23 protein-coding genes are annotated in these 21892 nt (G+C 40.4%); 7 read left to right on the top strand and 16 right to left on the bottom strand.

The window, feature by feature from the left end; translation table 11 throughout:
- Nucleotides 1-284: 284 nt before the first annotated feature.
- Nucleotides 285-593 (top strand): winged helix-turn-helix transcriptional regulator, encoded by a 309-nt coding sequence (locus ACFFHF_RS21635; protein WP_377059005.1) that lies wholly within the window; start codon nt 285-287, stop codon nt 591-593.
- Between the two features lie 57 nt (nt 594-650).
- Here the strand turns inward: ACFFHF_RS21635 and arsC are convergent, their stop codons facing one another.
- From arsC to ACFFHF_RS21650, 3 genes are read right to left on the bottom strand one after another with little or no spacing between them, the layout of a single operon-like run.
- The gene (gene arsC, locus ACFFHF_RS21640) at nt 651-1070 is read right to left on the bottom strand and encodes an arsenate reductase (thioredoxin) (protein ID WP_160549291.1); all 420 of its coding nucleotides are present in this window, start codon (nt 1068-1070) and stop codon (nt 651-653) included.
- 15 nt (nt 1071-1085) lie between these two features.
- A complete protein-coding gene (locus ACFFHF_RS21645; protein ID WP_340905512.1) occupies nt 1086-2384 on the bottom strand; it encodes an arsenic transporter in 1299 nt (432 codons plus the stop codon).
- A gap of 12 nt (nt 2385-2396) precedes the next feature.
- Nucleotides 2397-2747, bottom strand: a complete 351-nt coding sequence (locus ACFFHF_RS21650; protein ID WP_160549292.1) for a metalloregulator ArsR/SmtB family transcription factor — start codon at nt 2745-2747, stop codon at nt 2397-2399.
- A gap of 293 nt (nt 2748-3040) precedes the next feature.
- On the opposite strand from ACFFHF_RS21650, the gene ACFFHF_RS21655 reads away from it, so the two are divergent.
- From ACFFHF_RS21655 to ACFFHF_RS21675, 5 genes are all read left to right on the top strand, one after another.
- A complete protein-coding gene (locus tag ACFFHF_RS21655; protein WP_340906358.1) occupies nt 3041-3340 on the top strand; it encodes an ArsR/SmtB family transcription factor in 300 nt (99 codons plus the stop codon).
- A 74-nt stretch (nt 3341-3414) separates the two neighbouring features.
- Nucleotides 3415-3579 carry a hypothetical protein gene (locus ACFFHF_RS21660; RefSeq protein WP_160549293.1) on the top strand — a complete coding sequence of 55 codons (165 nt, stop codon included), beginning with the start codon at nt 3415-3417 and terminating at the stop codon, nt 3577-3579.
- 22 nt (nt 3580-3601) lie between these two features.
- Nucleotides 3602-3733 (top strand): hypothetical protein, encoded by a 132-nt coding sequence (locus tag ACFFHF_RS21665; RefSeq protein ID WP_340905514.1) that lies wholly within the window; start codon nt 3602-3604, stop codon nt 3731-3733.
- Nucleotides 3734-4277: 544 nt separating this feature from the next.
- Nucleotides 4278-4895, top strand: coding sequence for a TetR/AcrR family transcriptional regulator (locus ACFFHF_RS21670; RefSeq protein WP_160549295.1), 618 nt, complete (start codon nt 4278-4280; stop codon nt 4893-4895).
- On the top strand, nt 4888-6330 hold the full coding sequence (locus ACFFHF_RS21675; protein WP_377059086.1) for a DHA2 family efflux MFS transporter permease subunit: 1443 nt from the start codon (nt 4888-4890) through the stop codon (nt 6328-6330). Before ACFFHF_RS21670 ends, ACFFHF_RS21675 begins: the two co-directional genes overlap by 8 nt.
- A 41-nt stretch (nt 6331-6371) precedes the next feature.
- Here ACFFHF_RS21675 and ACFFHF_RS21680 read toward each other — a convergent pair whose 3' ends face one another.
- Complete coding sequence (locus ACFFHF_RS21680) at nt 6372-7715, bottom strand: MFS transporter (RefSeq protein WP_160549296.1); 1344 nt, start codon at nt 7713-7715, stop codon at nt 6372-6374.
- Nucleotides 7716-7736: 21 nt separating this feature from the next.
- Nucleotides 7737-8849: a 5-methyltetrahydropteroyltriglutamate--homocysteine S-methyltransferase gene (locus ACFFHF_RS21685; protein WP_377059006.1), complete on the bottom strand. Its 1113-nt coding sequence runs from the start codon at nt 8847-8849 to the stop codon at nt 7737-7739.
- A 332-nt stretch (nt 8850-9181) separates the two neighbouring features.
- On the opposite strand from ACFFHF_RS21685, the gene ACFFHF_RS21690 reads away from it, so the two are divergent.
- Nucleotides 9182-10093 carry a LysR family transcriptional regulator gene (locus ACFFHF_RS21690; RefSeq protein ID WP_160549298.1) on the top strand — a complete coding sequence of 304 codons (912 nt, stop codon included), beginning with the start codon at nt 9182-9184 and terminating at the stop codon, nt 10091-10093.
- Nucleotides 10094-10139: 46 nt separating this feature from the next.
- On the opposite strand, the gene ACFFHF_RS21695 is transcribed toward ACFFHF_RS21690, so the two are convergent.
- From ACFFHF_RS21695 to ACFFHF_RS21745, 11 genes are all read right to left on the bottom strand, one after another.
- A complete protein-coding gene (locus ACFFHF_RS21695; protein ID WP_160549299.1) occupies nt 10140-10388 on the bottom strand; it encodes a GlsB/YeaQ/YmgE family stress response membrane protein in 249 nt (82 codons plus the stop codon).
- Between the two features lie 59 nt (nt 10389-10447).
- Entirely contained in the window at nt 10448-11002 is a 555-nt protein-coding gene (locus ACFFHF_RS21700) for a thioredoxin family protein (RefSeq protein ID WP_377059007.1), read from the bottom strand.
- A gap of 86 nt (nt 11003-11088) precedes the next feature.
- Nucleotides 11089-12414 carry a prolyl oligopeptidase family serine peptidase gene (locus ACFFHF_RS21705; RefSeq protein WP_377059008.1) on the bottom strand — a complete coding sequence of 442 codons (1326 nt, stop codon included), beginning with the start codon at nt 12412-12414 and terminating at the stop codon, nt 11089-11091.
- Nucleotides 12415-12502: 88 nt separating this feature from the next.
- Entirely contained in the window at nt 12503-13387 is an 885-nt protein-coding gene (locus ACFFHF_RS21710) for an AraC family transcriptional regulator (protein WP_377059009.1), read from the bottom strand.
- Between the two features lie 139 nt (nt 13388-13526).
- The gene (gene manA, locus ACFFHF_RS21715) at nt 13527-14471 is read right to left on the bottom strand and encodes a mannose-6-phosphate isomerase, class I (RefSeq protein ID WP_377059010.1); all 945 of its coding nucleotides are present in this window, start codon (nt 14469-14471) and stop codon (nt 13527-13529) included.
- Complete coding sequence (locus tag ACFFHF_RS21720; protein WP_377059011.1) at nt 14468-15346, bottom strand: ROK family protein; 879 nt, start codon at nt 15344-15346, stop codon at nt 14468-14470. The genes manA and ACFFHF_RS21720 overlap by 4 nt, the downstream gene beginning before the upstream one ends.
- A 78-nt stretch (nt 15347-15424) precedes the next feature.
- Entirely contained in the window at nt 15425-16825 is a 1401-nt protein-coding gene (gene gmuD, locus ACFFHF_RS21725) for a 6-phospho-beta-glucosidase GmuD (protein ID WP_377059012.1), read from the bottom strand.
- Between the two features lie 93 nt (nt 16826-16918).
- The gene (celB, locus tag ACFFHF_RS21730; protein ID WP_340905525.1) at nt 16919-18214 is read right to left on the bottom strand and encodes a PTS cellobiose transporter subunit IIC; all 1296 of its coding nucleotides are present in this window, start codon (nt 18212-18214) and stop codon (nt 16919-16921) included.
- A 324-nt stretch (nt 18215-18538) separates the two neighbouring features.
- Nucleotides 18539-19852: an MFS transporter gene (locus ACFFHF_RS21735; protein WP_377059013.1), complete on the bottom strand. Its 1314-nt coding sequence runs from the start codon at nt 19850-19852 to the stop codon at nt 18539-18541.
- A gap of 149 nt (nt 19853-20001) precedes the next feature.
- Entirely contained in the window at nt 20002-20241 is a 240-nt protein-coding gene (gene ymaG, locus ACFFHF_RS21740; protein WP_377059014.1) for an inner spore coat protein YmaG, read from the bottom strand.
- A gap of 415 nt (nt 20242-20656) precedes the next feature.
- Entirely contained in the window at nt 20657-21319 is a 663-nt protein-coding gene (locus ACFFHF_RS21745) for a putative endonuclease domain-containing protein (protein WP_377059015.1), read from the bottom strand.
- Between the last annotated feature and the right edge of the window lie 573 nt (nt 21320-21892).

Below are 21892 nucleotides of genomic sequence, written 5' to 3' on the forward strand. Positions count from 1 at the left end.
TTATTGGATTTGGACGGGATTACCACCTGACCTATCCATTATAAAGGACTTTTTCTTTGCATAAAATAATAAAATTGAACATTTTGAGTTTTTTAAATAGTGAAATTAAATTAATACAACACTAGTGTTATCATTTACTATTTATCTTTTTAAAACCATAGTTAGTAACTTACTTTTTGTAAGTAATTATATTTTCATAACAAGCAAACGTCAAGTAAGTATTTTATAAAAAATAATTTAATTATGAAAAAAAGGGGTTATAATAGAAGGAAGGAGTGATTGACATGGATAAATCTATTTGTCCTAGATTCGAAAAAGCGATGAGTATTTTAAGCCAAAGATGGACCGGCTTAATTATTTACCAGTTACTAGGTGGCCCACAGCGTTTTTGCAGCCTAGAATCATCCATTGGTGTCAGTGGTCGTGTGCTTTCAGAGAGGTTAAAGGATCTGGAGAATGAAGGCATTGTGAAGCGCGAAGTATTCCCAGAAACTCCTGTTCGAATTGAATATTCACTAACTGATAAGGGAGTAGCCTTGGAGCCTCTTATGAGAGATATAGAAAAATGGTCACAATCTTGGCTAGAAGCATAAAAATAAAAAGTGGTTGTAACCCGATGTTACAACCATTTTTTATTATGCATTTGGATATTATTTACCTGTCTCTGCAAATGTCTTAATACGATCGCCGATTTCATCACGAACGCGTTGGAAAAATGCCCATTTTTCTTCGTCTGTTCCTTCTGCTTTCGCTGGATCATCAAAGCCCCAATGCTCACGCTTCACATGTGGAGGAGTCACTGGGCAATGGTCTGCTGCATGTCCACATAGAGTGACCACTAAGTCGGCATTGTTTAAGATTTCTGGGTCAATTGTGTCAGAAGTTTGATTGGAAATATCGATACCTGCTTCCTTCATTGCTTTCACTGCATTCGGGTTCAAACCGTGTGCTTCCAGTCCAGCACTTTTTACATCCCACTCTTCTCCTAAGTGCTTTTTCGCCCAACCTTCCGCCATCTGGCTTCTGCAAGAATTTCCTGTACATAAAAAGTAAATTGTTTTTTTCGTCATGTTTTTCTTCTCCTTTTAATGAAGTAATAGTAACCAAATATAAAGCCCAACCAACGTAATGAATAGTGTTGGGATGGTTAGAATAATACCTGTTTTAAAATAAGTCCCCCATGAAATTTTGACTCCCTTTTGTGATAAAACATGGAGCCATAATAGAGTCGCAAGGGACCCAATCGGAGTAATCTTGGGTCCAAGATCCGAACCAATGACATTTGCATAGATGAGCGCTTCTCGAATGACTCCCGATGTATTGGTATCAGCAATCGCTAACGCATCAATCATAACGGTCGGCATATTGTTCATGACAGAGGATAAAATCGCCGCAATAAAGCCCATCCCAATAGTGGCTGCGAACAATCCTTGATCAGCTGTTACCTGAATCAGGTCTGCTAATACATTAGTTAAGCCTACATTTCGCAAACCGTAAACAACCACATACATTCCAATTGAGAAAAAGACAATCGCCCATGGTGCCCCTTTTACAACGGTGCGCGTATTGACAGCCGGACTTCTTCTTGCCAAAAGGAGGAAGAAGATCGCGACCATTCCAGCAATAATTGAAACAGGAATTCCTGTAAACTCACTCGCAAAATATCCAATAAGAAGAATTGCTAACACGAGCCAAGAGAGACGAAACATTTTCTGATCTCGTATCGCATCTACCGGTTTTTTCAGCTGTGTAAGATCATAGGATTTAGGAATACTTTTTCGAAAATAAAGATAAAGAACCAGAATGCTCGCTGCTAACGAAAAGAAATTTGGCACAATCATCCTTGAGGCGAATTCAGCAAAGCCGATGCCAAAAAAGTCAGCAGAAACAATATTCACCAGGTTACTAACGACAAGTGGTAACGAGGTGGTGTCCGCGATAAATCCACTTGCGATAATAAAGGGAAACACCATACCCTCGTTGAATTGTAAGTTTCGAACCATCGCCAGGACGATTGGTGTGAGAATTAATGCAGCTCCATCATTAGCAAAGAATGCTGCAACGATTGCTCCTAAAATGGAAACATACACAAACATGCGAACACCGTTTCCTTTTGCAGCCCGAGCCATATGAAGGGCCGACCACTCAAAGAAACCAATTTCATCTAGAATTAAAGAAATAATAATAATGGCGATAAATGCTAAGGTCGCATTCCAAACGATGCCCGTTACATCAAGAACATCCTGAAAATCGACTACTCCAACAAGCAGTGCCACGATTGCCCCACCACAAGCGGACCACCCAATCGACAACCCCTTCGGCTGCCAAATAACTAAAACCAGTGTCAGCAAAAAAATCACTGATGCTAAAACAATTGATGTCACAAATGAACCTCCTTATTCACAACAAGAAATACGTAACCCTTGTTTTTCTAACTCATCCAACCGGTAGCCTTGATCAGGTAATGATTTAAGAACATCCTGCAAGAATAGGTAGTACTCACTTTCCTTATTTAAGGAATAAATAATCCACTGTCCCCTTCTTGATTCCTTAACAATGCCCTTATCCTTAAGCTTTCTTACATGCTGGCTGATCGCTGGCTGACTGGTTTTAAAAATCTCAACAAACTCACACACACAGCAGTCATGTGAATCTAATATTTTCACGATCGTTAATCGTGTTTTGTCTCCTAGAAGCTTTAAGATATGAGCGAACTCTTCAATCTCAATGACAGATTCTTGTTGCATGAAAACACCTCCTAATTGGCCATTAGAATACGTTTATCTTTCCCAAATGTTTGATGCAAATAAGCATATAATCGATTACTTATATAATAATACACTTATATACATAGCTCAATCCGTTTTTTGTAAAGCTTTTGTAAAATCGATAAAACAAAATCAATTTTTTTGATTTAACAGTTGCCAAAACTTACCACTGGAAGTATAATACAGTATATCAAGTATTTTTGATTAAAGGAGAACGAAAAGTGAAACAGTTCATTCCCTTAACGGACGTAACTCGTACAACTAATGAAGAGATCAATCTGCAAAAAAAGCTTGAAACATACGAAGCCAAATTCAAAGCCCTTGCAGATCAAAAACGCCTATACATCTTACACCTTTTGGTTCAACAAAACTCGAGCTGTGTTTGTGATTTGAGTGAGTTGATTGACATGCCTCAATCCAAGCTTTCGTATCACTTAAAAATTTTGCTTGATGCGGGTTTAATCACAAAAGAAACAAAAGGTACGTGGAGCTATTACCAAGTAAACACCGAAGAAATCAATCACCTACTGTCCCCTGAGCTTTGCTGCCTATTTAGACCTAGCTGCAGTTAGGTTTTCTTTTAAAGGATTAGATCAATTTTTTTTGATTAATACATCAATATATTTTGATTAAAGGAGACGATCACATGTTTTATCAAGACTATCATGCCATCGCAAAGCTAAAGCAACAGGAAGTCGAAAGAAATGCTAGACACGCTTGGAAGTTTTTTGAGAGAGAAGAATCGAAAAAAATCTCGATCCCCGCTCCACGTAAAGATCCAAATTGCTGTGTTACACCGGCTAACGCTTAATTTGAAAGGAGGTGAATTCAAAATGAGCTTTTTGAAGAAACTAGTAAAAACAAATAATTCAGATTGCTGTGGTGTGGAAATCAAAGAAGTTAGTGAAAAAGATGAGAAGACTAGCGCTTGTTGTGGTGGAGCCGATCAGACTAAGTGTTGTTAATAGATTATAGTAGGAATGGCTCGAATGGGTATGTTCGTGCCATTCTTTTTTCGTTGTTTGTATTCGGACTTGCTCCTTCTTTTTTCTCATGCATCTGTCCGAATCACCACTGCATTTGGACTCTGTCCTCCTTTTTTCGGTGATTCCTGTCCAAATCACCACTGCATTTGGACTCGATCCTTCTTTTTTCGGTGATTCCTGTCCGAATCACCATTGCATTTGGACTCTGTCCTCCTTTTTTCGGCGACTACTGTCCGAATCAGCACTGTATTCAGACTCGATCCTTCTTTTTTCGGTGATTCCTGTCCAAATCACCACTGCATTCAGACTCGATCCTTCTTTTTTCGGTGATTCCTGTCCGAATCAGCACTGCATTCAGACTCGCTCCTCCTTTTCCCGGCAACCCCTGTCCAAATCCCCCTCCCCCACCAACCCTTAACACCAAGTTAACACCGCCCTCAACTTATTAATTGACATTCGCTCAAATTCTAACTATATTTATATAGACCGATCTCTATAATTTCTAAAAGGATGACTTCATACGATGAAAATCAAAAAAGAACATACAAAAGAAATTATTTTACAAACTGCTTCTCGTTTGTTTCAACGTCAAGGATATAGTGCGACCGGGGTTAATCAAATTATCGAGGAGAGTGGTACGCCTAAAGGCTCTTTGTATTACCATTTTCCAAAAGGGAAAGAAGAAATTGCTTTAGAAGCGATTAACCTGATGAAGCAGCATGTTCTAAAGCAAACGGCAAAGGATCTCACTTCCACAGATAATCTGATTCAAGCCTTTCAACAACATGTGAACAATATTGCTGTATTTTTCGATTCACCTTGCAGCTTAGAGGGATTAAAAATTGGTCTACTTGCTGCGGAAACGGCGAATACGCATGAACCGCTTCGAGTTGCTTGTGAACAAACCTTCAAAGAATGGCAGGGTCTTTACGCAGAAAAGCTTGAGCAAAATGGCTACGAGACCACAAAGGCTCGAGAGCTTGCTGTTACCATCAATGCCCTGCTTGAGGGGGCAACAACCCTTTCATTAACTAGTAAAAACGGGGATACTTTGCGTTTAATCGCTAACCAAATTCCTGCATTACTCAGCCATAAGGAACTAGGAGGAAAAATGAATGAATATCGACGCTCAAATGAGTAAAACACAGGGGGAAGAAACGGGTGAATACAAAGTACTCCCGATTCTTGTCTCTTTCTTAATTGCTGGATTCATAGGCTTATTTAGTGAAACAGCCTTGAACATGGCACTTGGTAGTTTAATAGAAGACTTTTCCATTAAAGAAACAACGGTTCAATGGCTAACGACCGGTTACCTACTTACACTTGGAATTCTCGTTCCTGTATCTGGCCTTATATTACAGTGGTTTTCAACCCGACAATTGTTCATTGTTTCACTTGCCTTCTCGATTATCGGAACATTTATCGCAGCGATTGCCCCTTCCTTCGCCGTCTTAATGTTAGCACGTGTGGTGCAAGCAATGGGGACAGCGGTCATGTTGCCACTGATGTTCAATACGATTTTATTAATCGTTCCACCGTATAAACGTGGAAAAATCATGGGACTCATGGGACTTGTCATTATGTTTGCGCCTGCTGTTGGACCAACATTATCTGGTCTTATCTTAAAAAATCTTACCTGGCACTGGATCTTCTGGATTTGCCTTCCATTATTAATCCTTGCTTTAGTTTTTGGATACTTCTATATGCAAAATGTATCCACACCAACGAAGCCAAAGATTGATGTGTTATCTATTGTGTTATCCACGATTGGGTTTGGTGGAGTGGTGTACGGGTTTAGTTCGGCCGGTGAAGGCGGCGGCTGGGGAGATCCAACCGTGATTACGGCTATTTCGGTTGGTTTGATCGGACTTGTTTTATTCTGTATCCGCCAAACAAAAATGAAACAGCCGATGCTTAATCTTCGTGCGTTTAAATACCCCATGTTTGTGGTTGGATTATTATTAGTTCTCATTTGTATGATGGTGATTTTATCGTCCATGATCCTATTGCCACTGTATTTACAAACATCTCTTGCGTTAAGCACATTTGCAGCCGGACTTCTTCTTTTACCTGGTGGAATTGTGAACGGATTATTATCGCCTGTTATGGGTAGTTTATTTGATAAATTTGGACCAAAGTGGTTAGTGATCCCTGGTCTTGTGATTGTCACTGGTTCTTTATTCGGTTTCTCAACGATCGATTTAGAAACGTCTTCAGCATTCCTTATTGCCATGCATATCTTGATGATGGTGGGCGTTTCCATGATTATGATGCCTGCTCAAACCAATGGGTTAAACCAATTGCCACGTGAACTGTATCCAGATGGAACAGCCATCATGAACACCTTACAGCAGGTAGCTGGTGCGATTGGTACAGCTATTGCGATTTCGATTTTATCCTCTGGCGTAGAAGATTATATGAAGAACGTGTCGGATGCAACGAATCCACTCAACCCCTTACTAGCCTTCACTTCAGGGGTACAGGATGCCTTTATTTTTGCCATTGTCATTGCGGTAGTTGGGGTGTTCGTTAGTATCTTTATTAAAAGAGTTCATGTAGAGCATCAAGCTTCATAAACAGAAACAGAGCTAATTTTCCCATTAGCTCTGTTTTTTCTTTACGCACTTTTATTCGTTGTCTTTAGGACCATGTCAAAACTGCCGTATTTCTCTTGAACGGCTAAAAGGGCCATTCCACCGATAATACTTGGAACAGCAAAGGCCATAAATGCCTGCTGTGGTTCTAAATTGGTCGTTAGCAACAAACCAATGATCAGAGGAGCTAAAATCGCTCCGATTCTTCCAATCCCTACGGTTACACTTAGACCTGTCGTTCGAATTTCTTGAGGGTAAAATTCAGAAATATAAGGATTTACTAGATTCTGTGTTCCTCCTGTGCAAGCACCACCTAGGGCTATTAATACATATAACAGATACGTATTTGATGTGACACTGAGAGAAGCAAAACAGATCGCCCCTATTAAAAACATAAATAACAGAACTTTTCGGTGCCCGACTCGATCCACTAAATATCCACCTAGTAAAGAACCACCAATTTGCCCGACTCCTAACACGAGGCTGAAGGATAAGCTGGACGTAATTCCGTATCCAGATCCTTGCATGATTTTTGGAAGCCAGGTGTTTAATCCATAAATCATAAGGAGACAGCTAAATACCATCGTCCAAAAAGCCAATGTACTAACCACACGATTGTCGGTGAATAATTTTTTCGCTGGTAAGCCTTTTGCCCGTTCTTTTACAGCCACATATTCAAAATCGTCTGTTGCTTCATATTTCCCTTTTGGATCTACTTTGTTTAAAATGTCTGCGATTTCTTTCCCTCGGTTACGGACGATCAAATAGGAAAGCGATTCAGGGAATTGCTTTAGAAAGATTGGAAGAGTGAATAATGGGATAATCCCTAGCCAATATAAGAATCTCCAACCAAGACTTTCCATCACATACATTCCTATCAATGAGGCCAATATCGCACCGATTGAATAACCGCAATACATCGTCGCTACAATCATCGCTCTCTTTTTCTTAGGTGAATATTCGGTCATTACAGAAATGACTGCTGGCATTAATCCCCCCATCCCAAGTGCCGCGATACACCGCATAATCGTGAAGGTAAGAGAATTGGGTGCTAAGCCCGCCAGCAAGGAGAAAACACTGAATAATAGCATACAAAGTGCTAGTATCTTTTTCCGACCGATAATATCGGAAAGCGATCCAAGGATAAATGATCCAAGCATCATTCCGACTAACGTGTAGCTGCCAATCGCTCCCGCCTCTACAAGGGTTAAATCGTAATCATTCATCATCGAAGGCAAACCGATCCCATATAAAGCAATATCAAATCCATCAAAGGCAATGGCATAAAAACACCATAGAAACACTAGTAAATGAAATCGATTGAACTTACTTTCAGCAACGACTTGAGAAGCCTGAACTATGCGCATGTTATCCCCCTCATGTCGTGTTTATTTCCAAACTTCCTTAGAGATGTCAACAACATGCTGAAGCTTTGCCCATTGTTGCTCCTCAGTCAAAAGATTTCCTTCTTCCGTTGACGCAAACCCGCATTGAGGACTTAAACATAATTGGTCCAACGGTACAAACTGGGATGCCTCTTCAATTCGTTTTTTAATAACATCCTTGTTTTCTAGTTCTCCAAACTTGGAAGTAACCAAACCTAAAACGATTTGCAGATCTGGTCTAGTAACAAAACGAAGGGGTTCAAACCCGCCTGAACGATCGTTATCATATTCTAAAAAGAAACCGTCGATATTTAAGTGACCAAATAATTGTTCAGCAATCGGCTCATATCCACCAGAAGAAATCCATGTGGAGCGGAAATTTCCGCGACAAATATGCATCGTAATTTTTAAATCTTCCGGACGATCAGCTACAGCTTTGTTTAGCGTTTGTAAATACATTTTAATTAAGTAATCAGGGTTTAATCCTTTGGCTCTAAGCTGTTCCTTTTGTTCCTCCGAACATAAATAAGCCCATGAGGTATCATCTAGCTGTAAATAACGACAGCCGGCATCATAGAAAGCTTGAATCGCCTTTTTATAAGTGGCAGCTAAATCAGCAAAAAACTCCTCCTCGTCTGGATAAACTGATCCATCCACTTCTCCACGGAAATGAAGCATACTTGGACTTGGAATCGTAAACTTGGCTGTATGATCACCAGCTACTCCATGAAGATATTGATAGTCTTGTAGCATTGGATGATTTCCAAAGTCTAGTTTACTAGTGACTTTAATAGCACGAGATTTTGTTTGTTTTTGGTGAAATTGAATTCCGTTTCCTGACCAAAAGCCTTCCACGCCAACCAAATTTTCTAAGAAGTCAAAATGCCACCAAGCTCTGCGAAATTCTCCATCCGTCACAGCCTGTAGACCGATCTCCTTTTGTTTTTCAACGATCCTAGCAATTTCCTTATCCTCGATTTTTCTTAATTGATCGAATATAATTTCACCATCCGCACTCTGTAATCGAGCTGTTTTAATCACATCTGAACGTAATAAACTTCCCACTTGATCAGCTCGAAAAGTCGTTTGATTCTTCCCCTTCGTTTCTACTGTCATCCTATTCCCTCTTTTCTGTTTTTCTAAGGCTCTTTTCTTAAACTTGGTTGCTTTTTTGTACCTAATTTTAATAATCGTGCTAAATTTCAGCAGAAAATAACAGCAATTTAATAAGAAAAGAGCATGCAAACTTAATTATTAAGTGCAAAATAGCTATTTCCACGTTAAAATCGGCTTTAAGATTTTAACAACAATCTTTGCGAAAACAGCCTTTTCTATTGTTTGTATCCTATCACGATTTTCGTGCTATAGTGTAACTGATAAAAGTAATTGATTGTTATAACTAAAAGCTATAACGGTGTGAAATACATATACGAAAATGAGGAATCAAGATGAAGTTACAGCAGCTAAAATATGTCATAGAAGTGGTGGCGTGTGGGTCGATTAATGAAGCAGCACGTAGATTATATATCTCGCAACCTAGTTTATCTAAAGCGATAAAAGAGCTTGAAAGAGAAATAGGAATCACCATTTTTACCCGTACCTCCACAGGAATTACGCTCTCTACAGATGGAGCGGAGTTTCTTGGGTATGCAAGGCAAGTAGTGGAACAAGCAGAATTGCTAGAGCGCCGTTACTTTAATACGGCTCCTTCTGAACAACTTTTTTCCGTTTCCACCCAGCATTACGCATTTGCCGTGAACGCCTTCGTTGAAATGATTAAGAAGCATGGCGAAGATAAATACCAATTCACTTTAAGGGAAACGAGAACCTATGAAATCATTGAAGACGTCAAAAATCTACGAAGTGAAATAGGTATTTTATATGTAAGTTCTTTTAATGAAAAAGTCATGATGCCATTGCTAAAAGAGCGAGGGTTGGAATTTGAAGTTCTTTTTCAAGCAAAGCCCCATATATTTGTCAGTACTCAAAATCCGCTTGCAAAAAAATCGACGGTCACGTTAGAAGAGTTAGAAGATTTTCCTCGTCTAACGTTTGAACAAGGAGAATATAACTCGTTTTATTATTCAGAAGAGCTATTTAGCACCATTCCTTGTAAAAAAAGCATTCAGGTTAGTGATCGGGCTACCCTTTTTAATCTGTTAATCGGGTTGAATGGGTATACCATATCTACTGGAATTTTAAGTGAAGATTTAAATGGATCCCATATTGTGTCTGTACCGCTTGAAGAAGGGGAACTGATTACGGTCGGCTGCGTCGTTAATAAAAAAACACAACTTAGCCGGATCGCTAAATTGTATTTAGAGGAACTCAAGCAAATTATTGATTTTTATTTGAGGTAAATTAGGAAAGGGGATGATAACCATCCCCTTAGGCTGCCTTCACTCATTATTTAGACAGGATGTTTGTGACAACCCTCAATAATAGAACAAACAATATACTACCGATTAATGCGGGTAAGATGGCGATGCCTGCGAATGATGGACCCCATGTTCCTAGCAGCATTCCACCAATCCAAGCTCCTACAATTCCGCAAACAATATTCCCTATCACACCATAAGGTAGATTGTTTCCAGCGATTAAACTCGCTAACCACCCGATGATACCGCCTACGATCAAATAAAGAAGTAATCCCATATGTATGTCCTCCTTTGTGATGGTAGTAGACTTGTACCCGGATGAACAAACCATTAAACCTAAATCACTTCTAATACTCTTCCCTTAAAGCTCTCATACACATATGACCAAAGGGATTTGTCTTCAACATAGCTTTTTCTTAATGTGCCAAAAACTTCTTTTTGTTTTTCCGCAAAAGATGGGTCTTCTTTGTCTGGCAGAGTCGCACGTAGCTCGTCCACCATTTGTTGAACTTCCGGTGCACGTGGTCCCCATTTTCCCACTAACTCACCTTGCTCATTTAAAATCAAAATCATGGGAATCGCACGTCCGCCGTTCGTTAGGTGGCGGTCAATCAAATCCGTGTCAGCGTCACGTAGGGTAACCCGCATATCAATATGTGCCGCTTCCGCTAATTTGCGAATGACTGGGTTAATCATCATCGCATCTCCACACCAATCTTCTGTAATCGTTAAGAAATGAAGGGAATGTTGTTTTAGTTTGTCAACCAACCCGTCTTCAGGTAATTGGAATTGCTCATACACCGCAAAACTTTCCTCTTTTAATGTACTCATTTCGTCCATATACGCTTGAATCGACTTTCCTTCTTCGAAATATTGCTGTTCGGATTTCATTCCTTACACCTCTCATCTATGATATGTACTTACTATACCAAATAAAAGCAGTGTGATTCTTGTTAGAAGCACACTGCTTTTGGATTTTATTTAGATTGGTTTGCTAACCATTCCATAAGAGTAATTTCTTTTCCATCAATTGTTGTTTTTACGTCATTGTTGTACACGTAAATCCATGACCAGTGGCCGTTGTACTCGTATGGTGTACCGTCATCATTTTTGTATAAACCTGAAGTATCTACCACGTTATCGAATAAAGATAAGTGTACATTTGGAGCACCCGCTTCCACTAAACGCTCATACGTTGGCACGGTATATTGGTTCACATCTACCACTGGATCATTCGCAGCAGTAACAAACCAAGTTGGCACGTTTTTCATATCTTCAATTTGCTCATTTGTAATGAGTGTGTCAGCTAGTGCTTCGCAAGTTGGAATGGCAGCGGCGAAATACTCTGGGTAGTCACGAATCATGAGCATCGTCATGTATCCACCGTTAGAATCTCCACCAATATAAATGCGGTCCGTGTCGATATCTTTATTGTTAGACACATAGTCTTCAATCAAGCTCATTAATGCGTCTTCATATTTTGACGTTCCATCGCCAAAGCCCGTCTCGCCATCCATCCAGAACGTTGGTGTTTGAGGAGCTAACACATACGCTCCACCAAAGTAGGATTGAATGTCATCAGAAGCCCAGTTCACAGCCTTGTTTCCTGAAATCGGAATCGTTGGATCTGTTCCACCCTCACCTGCACCATGTAGCCAGATCACTAGAGGATTTTTCTTATTATCCTTCTTCGGCTCAAAATCTGCATAAGTTAGTGTCACATCGCCATATGTAGCTTCACCTGTAGAGAACTCATCCACTAGCTCTCTTACACCGCCGGAGAATGTATCAATCGTTAAGCCAGAAATCTTTCCTGCTGGTGTGGCAATTGCCTTTTGCTGAGTAATTGTGTATTCATTATCTGTCCAATCATTAAAGCCTGTTTTCTGCCAATCATAGTTCATCGCCGTGCTTAACGGTACATTGGGACCAAATTCCATTTCTAATACCACGTATTTTCCTGTGGCCTTAGCTGGCTTTCCATTTTTATCAGATACATAAGCTTTTGTTACTTTACGTTCACCTTGGTTTAACAATGGTTGTGCTAAACGAGGATCACTAATTTTTACATTCACATCAAATGTGTCCGTTGTTACAGATTTGACTGGAACTGGTCTTCCTAAATCCACAATCACCTTCGTAATGGCTGGACCCCAGTCTTCGATTTCTGTAACCGTTTGATAAGAGGTTGGTTGTGTTTTCATTTCCTTTGCCATCACTCCACTACTAAAAGAAAAAGTTGTACAAGCTACTATAGATAATAGAAATGCCTTCCTTGCTTGTTTCTTCATTTTTTTAAACAATGAAAATTCCTCCTACGAAATCAATTATTTAAGCGTTTACATTTTTGATTTTAGTAGGAATCATAGTTATCGTCTTGTCCTTTTCTAGCTAAAAAAACGTCAATTCTTGATTAGGTACTTTCGACTCCCTGCGATATTGACTAGGTGCAAGCTTATACACCGACTTAAATACTCTATTAAATGACTTCTCATTTGGAAAGCCATTTTTTAAAGCAATCTCTAGGATAGAAAGGTCGGTATTCACGAGATCACGGTGCGCATATTCCAGTCGAACGGCATTAATATAATGCAATAGGGTGACACCAATATGCTTCGTGAAAAATCGAGATAAATATTCGGTTGTGATTCCAAATTCATTGGCAATCATCGTTAACGATAGTTTCTGTTGATAGTTTTCCTTAATAAAATCAAAAATCTGCGCCAATCGGTCCAGATGCTTTTTGGAATGAATATTCGGGTGACTTTCCTTAGGAACTTGGAAATATTTTAATAACACGTACAGTAATTCATATGATAATGCGATTATTTTCACATAAGAAAAATGGTCTTTTTCTCTGTTCAAGTAGGCGTCTGTCATACGGTTTAGAATCATCCGTAGTTCTTGAAGCTGTTGAAGTCGATCTTCGCCCCTCTCCCCAATCGACACACAATGAAAAGCCACTTCATCTATTTGTATTCCCTTTTCCTTTAATAACTCTGGAGGGATAAAGACCGATATCGCTTTTTGCCCCGTACCTCTATCCACCGTAAAGGAATGGATCGAGTTTGAATTAATGACCACAATATCTCCTTCACGAGAGGTATAAGTCTTCCCATCTACATAAATCTCATCAATGGTTCCAGAAAGAACATAGGAGATTTCAATACTTTCATGCCAGTGATTTGGGATATATCCTGCTTCGTCCGATTCGTGATAAATGATCTTGATTGGAAAATGCCCTTCTGTTTCTACCCACTCATACGCGTATTCCATCTAATCCCTCCTCAACAAATACAAAAAACCCAAATAAGTCTATCTACTAAAAGACCGCCTTATTTAGGTTTCGCTCGGAAGCTGGAAAAATCCTCTTTTTTAGGAGAGTAAGATTGCACTATAATGATAGAATGAACTATTACCTATGAGAAACGATCAATTGGCACTGCCCTTTAATCTCAAACTCACCCATTCTGGCAGGAATAATTAGGTGAGCCCCCTTTGTTAACGGATAAGAAACCTCCTCATGAAAAAGCTCCCCGTCACCCTTAATAACGCTTACTAGCAAATAGTGTTCGTCCGCATGAAACGTGGCACAGCCTTTCACTTCCCATTGGAAGACAGAGAAAAACTCTGATTGAATAAAAGTGGTGATCGTCGCATCCCCTTTAGTATCCACTGTTATCCTCTTCTCCTCACTTTGATGAGGAATGTTTGTGACCATGAGTGCTTTTTCCAAATGAAGCTCACGTAAATTTCCCTGATCATCTCTCCGGTCATAGTCATACACTCGGTAAGTCGTATCCGAACTTTGTTGGGTTTCTAATACAAGAGTTCCTTCACAAAGGGCGTGAAGAGTCCCACTTGGTACATAAAAGAAGTCACCTGGTTTGATTTTTACCCGGCAAAGCAACTCGCTCCATCTTCCTTCTTCGACCAATTGGTTGAACTCTTCTTTTGTCTGAGCTTTATGACCAAAGATCACCTCTGCATCATCTTTGCAGTCAATAATGTACCAACACTCTGTCTTTCCTAATTCCCCGTTTTCGTTTACCAATGCATAAGTGTCATCTGGATGAACCTGAACCGATAGATCCATATTGGCATCTAAGATTTTCGTTAAAAGCGGGAACACCTCTTCACTCGGATGTCCAAAAAGCTCTGGATGCTCCCTCCACAAGGTGTCCAAAGTCTGTCCAGCAAAGGGGCCATTTTGAATTGTGGAAGGTCCATGTGGATGAGCAGAGATGGCCCAACACTCCCCCGTTTGGTCGCATGGGATCTCATAGCCAAATTCCTTTGTTAATTGTGTTCCACCCCAAATTCTTTCTTTAAAAACAGGTTGTAAGAATAGTGGTTTCATCGTTTTCCCTCCAATTCCCTTCCTAGTGCCTGATCAGCGAGTAGGAGAGAGCCTGTTATTCCCGCATCGTTCCCTAGTCCAGGACTGACGATGTACTCGGAAAGCTCCGGTAACGAGACATATCCATTCACCAAATCAGACATATGCTTATAGATCGAAGGGAAAACTTGCTTTTGCTTCATCACCCCTCCACCAAGGATGATTTTCTTCGGTGATAAAATAAGAATGTATTGCATCAATGCTTGCGCGAGATAGTAGCCTTCTAGTTCCCATACCTCTGAACGTTCGGCTAGTTGGAATCCTTTGTCGCCCCAGCGTTCTTCTAAGGCAGGACCAGCTGCTAACCCTTCTAAGCAATCACCATGATACGGACATGTCCCTTTATACGAATCTTCCGAATGTCGTCTGACCAATATATGTCCCATCTCAGGATGCGACAATCCTTGCAGCAAGTTTCCTTGAACCACAGCTCCTGCTCCAATTCCCGTTCCTACGGTTATATATAGACAGCTATCAAATCCTCGAGCGGCACCTAATGTGGCTTCACCTAAGGCAGCTGCATTCACATCCGTATTGAAACCAATGGGTACTCCGAAGGCTTCCTTAACCGTTTGCACAAACGGAAAGTCCTTCCACGCTGTTTTGGGTGTGGAGGTAATGAATCCGTAACTTGGACTTTCTTGGTTAATATCAATGGGACCAAATGAGCCAATCCCAATGGCATCGATAGAATATTTTTGAAAGAATGCTAGAACTTCTTTCATGGTTTCACCTGGTACCGTTGTCGAAATCTCAATCCGGTCGGCGATATGCCCCAAGTGATCTCCCACGGCACAGACAAATTTCGTTCCACCAGCTTCAATGGCTCCTAACATGGTAACGCCTCCATATTTTAATTTGTGATGTCCCTTTTCCTGTTAAAAAAAGATGGCCGCAATGACCATCTTCTAGTGTTAAAATCCGTTATGTTCTGATACGGTTTTAAACCACATTCCACTTTTCTTAATGGTACGTTCACCGTCTTTATTCAGATTGACAGACACAAAGCCATAACGATTTTTATAAGCATTCGTCCATGACCAGTTGTCCATAAAAGTCCACAAATGATACCCTTTTACATTGGATCCTTCTTCAATGGCTTTATGCACCCATTTCAAATGGTTTTCGATAAATTCAATACGGTAGTCGTCTTGAATCATTCCATTCTCATCGCGGAATTTTTCTTCTCCTTCGACGCCCATCCCATTTTCAGAAATAAAGCATTCAATATTCCCGTAGTTCTCCTTCAGATTCACGAGAATATCGTATACCCCTTTTTCATAAATCTCCCACCCGCGGTGAGGATTCATTTTCCGACCAGGCATAACGTAATTATCAAAGAATCGCTCAGGCATAAATGGGGCATCAGGATGCGGTAGATGCTCTTTTGCTTTTACACGTCGCGGCTGATAATAGTTCACGCCAAGCAGATCAACTGTGTTCTCCCGAATGACTTCTAAATCATCATTTTCTATTTTGGGCATAAAGCCTTCTGCTTTTAAAATTTGAACCAATTCCTCTGGGAACTCACCTTTAACCGACGGATCTAAAAATGAACGGTTAAAGAAGGCATCAGCTAGGACAGCCGCTTTTACATCTGCAGGATTTTGGCTTCTTGGATATGATGGAGTCAGATTTAAAATGATTCCAATTTTCCCACCTTGATTCAGTTCCTTATATACTTGAATGGCCCTTGCACTGGCTAAGATGGAATGATAAGCCACTTGTACGGCCTTTCCAAAATCAACTTCATTTGGATAATGAAAATCGTATAAGTATCCGCCCTCAACAGGAACAATCGGCTCATTATGGGTGAACCAGTACTTCACACGGTCACCAAATAATTCAAAGCATGTTTTGGCGTAAGCTTCATACGCGTCCACCGTTTCTCTGTTCACCCAGCCTCCTTGTTCTTGAAGTGCGAATGGCATATCAAAATGGAACAAATTCACAAAAGGTTCAATTCCGTTTAGGATCATTTCATTGATCACATCATTATAAAATTCAACCGCCTTAGGATTGATGTCTCCTTTGCCATCCGGAAACAATCTTGACCAAGTGATCGACAAACGGAAGGAGTTATGCCCCAATTGCTTCATCAATTCAATGTCTTCTTTATATTTATAGTAGAATTGAGACGTTTTAGAAGGCCCGACTTCATTAAAAAAACGAGTGGGTTCTAACTCAAACCAATGATCCCAAATATTCTTACCTTTTCCATCCATATCGGAAGCTCCTTCGGTCTGAGGACCAGAAGCCGCTGAGCCCCACCAAAATCCTTCCGGAAAACTGTACTTCGTTTCAATAGTAGTCATCTATCTCTCTCCTCTTCATCTAGTAAACTTTCATCAGCGCTTTTTATAAGGACAGAACAATAAACCGTTTACATTATTCACTTTGTACCTACCTTATGCTGTTTTGCTTTCTTCTTCTTTTTCCTTTTGAACATTTATACGATCCATCGTCTTTAAAAATGGGAACCAAATGACAAAAACAATAGCCATATTAACTAGTTGAAGAAGCCCACCTGCTAATGAATTCGTTGCCATTATTCCATTAATAAAGAAAGGAACGGTCCATGGAACCGCTACCCCTGTTGGTGGTGGAACCATACCTGAAGACATCGCAAAATAAGAAACGAGCGTGACAATCATCGGTGCCAAAATCCAAGGGACAATAATGATCGGATTCATAACAATCGGTAATCCGAAAATAATCGGTTCATTTACGTTGAAAATTCCAGGACCTAAGCCCAGCTTCCCTACTTGCTTCATTTGTTTACTCTTCATAAAGACGAGAATCGCAAAGACGACCGCTAATGTCATTCCCGTTCCACCCATACCTACTGTATAGATCTCGATAAATGGCTTAGAAATGATATGAGGTACTGCTTCTCCAGCTGTATAGGCCTCCAAGTTTTCAATCATTAACGTATTCCAGATTGGGTCCATAACAGAGTTGATGATCACTTGACCGTGCAAACCAAAGAACCAGAGAATTTGAATGACAAAAATGGCGATTAACGTCGGAATGATTCCACTACCTAATCCGACTAATGGAGCTTGAATGGCTTTATAAATCACATCATGCATATTCGTGTTGAAAGCTTGTGTGACTAAAATATTCACCCCTAAGAAAAACGTCAGCGTAATCAGAGCTGGTATTAAAGCAGTAAATGATTTTGCCACAGCTGGCGGAACACCTGGAGGCATTTTGATCGTAATATTCTTTTGAACCATTCGACGGTAAATCTCCGTTGCCAAGAAAGCTGTCATCATCCCAAGGAACATTCCCTTTGCTCCTAAACGGTCCAAAGGAATAACGCCTGTTACTAACTCCCCGTTTTCAGGCTGTACGACAAATGGAGTTAACATTAAAAAAGATACAAGGGCAATAGCACCACCAAAGATCGCTTCCACCTCGTAACTTCGGGACAAATAGTACCCGATACCAAAGACGACGAAGAGTGACATAATTCCCATCGTTGCTGAAGAAGCAATACCAAACATGTCACGGAAATTGGCGATCGAACCATCACTCATGAATTTATTGAGAAAAGGCAAATTCGTTAATACTACAAAAATGGAACCAAAAATCGTAAGCGGGAACGCAAGCATAAATGCGTCGCGCAAGACGCTTAAAAACCGGTTGTTATTGAGTCTCCCTGCAATGGGAACAAGCTGTTCACTTAGTTTTTCAAACATATGGATTCTCCTTTATAAGTTTTTGACCTTAAACAATTTTTTTCATCGAGAGGGAATTGGTCTTGTAAAGCAATTCTACTTTTTCATCTTCACACGACTCCTTTTACTATATTTTGAGAGTAAGATTTTCAATCCCTATCCATCATTTTCTTAAATCGCTTACAACCATTATTATAATCATTTATATCTAAATGTCTATACATTTAAATAAATTTAACTATACAATGAGATAAACACTGACAAAAATAAAAGAAGCAGTGGAATATAAACCATTCCACTGCTTCTCTATTAGTTCACTTCGGTAAAATGCCATTTGTACTTTACTTAACTTCCTATGGTTTTGGTTAGTGATTCTTCGACCAGTGGCTTTTTTAGAGACCGCATCACCACAGGAATAAGTAGTAACGAAAGAAGTCCTCCCGCAATAGATAGTGCGGCATAGCTAGAATACGCAACCACTACCCCAGAAAACACCCCACCTGATGCACCTGATAACGCGACAAGAACATCAATCTTTCCTTGTGTCTTTGCCCGAGTGGAAAGGCTGGTCGCATCCACTAAAATCGTCGTCCCACTAATCAACCCAATATTCCAGCCGAGCCCAAGAAGGATAAGAGCGAGCGTCAGTACGAGCATGCTGTCCGTCGGAGCAAACGCCGCCATCAACCCTGCTGCAAGTAAAATGCTACCGGCTGCAATGGCCATCGTCGTCCGTCCGACCTTGTCAACGAGAACCCCTGTTACAAGGGATGGCAGATACATCGCCCCGATATGAAAACCGATAATTAGTCCTACTTCATGTAATCCATGGCCATGGTGCCCCATATGGATGGGAGTCATCGTCATGATGGAAACCATGACCAACTGTGTAAGAACCATAATCGTTGCAGCGGCAATGATTCCTTTTTTATTAATGGCTGTTACGGCCGTCTCCTTGTTAATACGATTATGATCGCTTTCTGTCTTAGCAATGGCCTTCGCTACAATTAAAGGATCGTGTTTTAGAAAAAGAAATACAATGGATCCCGCCATGATGAAAGCAGCCGCACCTAATAGGAAGGGACCAGCTAATGTTGGCACCCCGATAGATTCAGCAAACTCTCCCATGGGTCCAACCAAGTTCGGTCCCGCAACCGCTCCAAAGGTCGTAGATACTAGCGCAATACTTATTGCTGTAGCTCGTTGCTTCACATTGGCCAAATCTGTACCTGCATAGCGGGCTTGTAAATTTGTTGCGGTTCCTGCTCCATAGATTAATAGGGAAGCAAAAAGGAGGATGATATTGTTAGTAACCGCCGCCAGAACCACACCGATTGCTCCGAGCCCTCCCGCTAAAAATCCGGCCGCTAACCCAAAGCGCCGTCCATATCGGTCAGACAGGTGACCAACTAGCAATGCCGAACCCGCAGATCCTAATGTCAGCAGTGCTACAGGAAGACCTGAGAAACTATCCGTGCCAAGCATATCTTTTGCAAGAAGTGCCCCCACAGTGATCCCCGAAGCAAGTCCTGCTCCTCCAAAGATTTGAGAAAACACCACAATAAGAAGTGTTCGTTTGTATAATGCTTGTTGCTTTTCTTTGGAATCAATGTATGGCTGAACCCAGGATGGGTGATTATCCGTTTTCGTCGTTAACATATTTCTTATCCCTCTTCTTCCTTTGAACTTATTTCCCTCATCATCTCCCTATTATATATGACTGCCATTTTCTACAAAATATGTATTTTTTAGAAATAAACAAACGGCTGTTTACAAAACAGCCGTTACTACAAGAACCTTTTATTTTATTAATAATAAGGATAAGGATAAGGGTACGCGTATCCAAAGCCAGGGCCTGGAGCTAGTAATGCACCTGCTGCCAAACCACCTAAAAACCCTAAACCGAGGCCGAATCCAGGTCTACCAAATCCGAACCCTGGTCTACCAAATCCAAATCCTGGTCTACCGAATCCAAATCCTGGTCTACCGAATCCAAATCCAGGTCGAATTCTTACGTCATGTGTGACCATTTGATGTCCATTATTCAAGGTAATTCCTCCTCTAATGTATTTAAATACATTAAAAGGATATGCGGCGCCAGCCTATTCGGTATGGGTGAACGCCTTTGTTCAGAAGATTTTGTTAGGCCACAATCTACAATAGGGGGTGTTTTTGGAGGGCTTTTCACAGTACACCTCTACGCATCCAAATGGGGGTGAAGGTTTTCCTTTTAAAAGGAGTGATTCCTTAATTGAGGAATCTAGCAAATGTATAACAAGCGGAGATTTTCCGGTTAAATACAGAATGAAGCTCATTTCGAGGCATATAAGGGGAGATTTTCCGGCTATGCAAAGTAAAACCACCTATTTTTACGTTTTTCGAGGCAATAGGCGGAATTTCTCCGTCTATTAGGGCTATTTTTTATATTATTTTCTACTTAAGCGAAATTCCTCCGTCTATTTATCAGAAAGGTTGCTTAACTTGATCTCCCAAGCGATAGGAACGGATCCTCATGGTCCCTGATGCGGGAATCAGCATTTTTTTATCGACCAGTTGAGAAAGTATTTTTTTCACCGTCTTGTCACTTAGTTTCAAATACTTCTCAACTTCTATAGGGGATATGGCCTCTCCTTTTCGAATCGCTAGGCGAAGCACTTCCTTTTCGAGAAAGGACAGAGATGTCTGGTCCAGTTCATCACCCAGCCATCGGCCAATCACTTGCTGAACAATCTGTTGGCATCGACGGGGCTGCTCTTTCACTTGGTCATAGGAAAAGCGGATCACAGTCCATCCATCAATCACCAGCTGGTTTTGACGTTCCAGGTTGTCAGAAAATTGCCATCTGCTTATGCTCTTTAGGTGAGGGCCATACCCGTCGACTTCCAGGCAAATCCTGATGGCAGGACGAATATAAGCAAAATCCAAATACCTTTTGCCATCCTTGAAATCATCTACTTCATATTCTGGATGAAGAAACTTGAAATGGTGATATAAAGGCCACCATACTTGCTTCAAAAACAACATTTCAGCCTGATTGTGACCTTCTTGTAAACGCCGCAACCGTTCACCTGTTCTTGCCTGCAAGTGAGCATTCAAAAAGGTCTGGTATTCTTCTTCAAATCCCATGGAATCCCTCCTCCTATCTAATGGTCATATCTATTTATATACTGATGTAGAACATCCACAATATGGATATTTAATAGTAAACCATTACTTATTCAATTAAACTTCGGACAGATTTTTACCATAATGAAATAGAGTTTAATGTGGCTAGGAATGGAGAATTGTAAACGACAAATAAAGACTTGCGGAGTAGCTAAGAGAGTATAACTTGGGGCTAGATCTATTTTTAGATTAATAGAATTCTTATATTTGTCAATCTATTTTTTTATCTTTCTAAAAGCAAATGTAAAATAGGCGGAGAATTTCCGGGTAAATGCAGAATGGAGCCTCTTTTGGGGGTGAATAAGGGAAGGTTTTCCGCTTATGCAAAGCAAAATCTCCAATTTTCGAAGTTTTTGAGCCAATAGGCGGAATCTCTCCGTTTATTTAAGCCTTTTTTTATAAATATTTCTAATTAAGCGGAATTTCTCCGTGTATTTATCTGCTCGGGTGTTTTTAACCTGACCCGCCAACCGATAATTCCACGGACCTGTTAATAAATAAAGAAAAGACGTATGACAAAATCCATACATCTTT

The sequence above is a fragment of the Robertmurraya beringensis genome (assembly GCF_042433785.1).
GTDB classification, from domain to species: Bacteria; Bacillota; Bacilli; order Bacillales; family Cytobacillaceae; genus Robertmurraya_A; species Robertmurraya_A beringensis.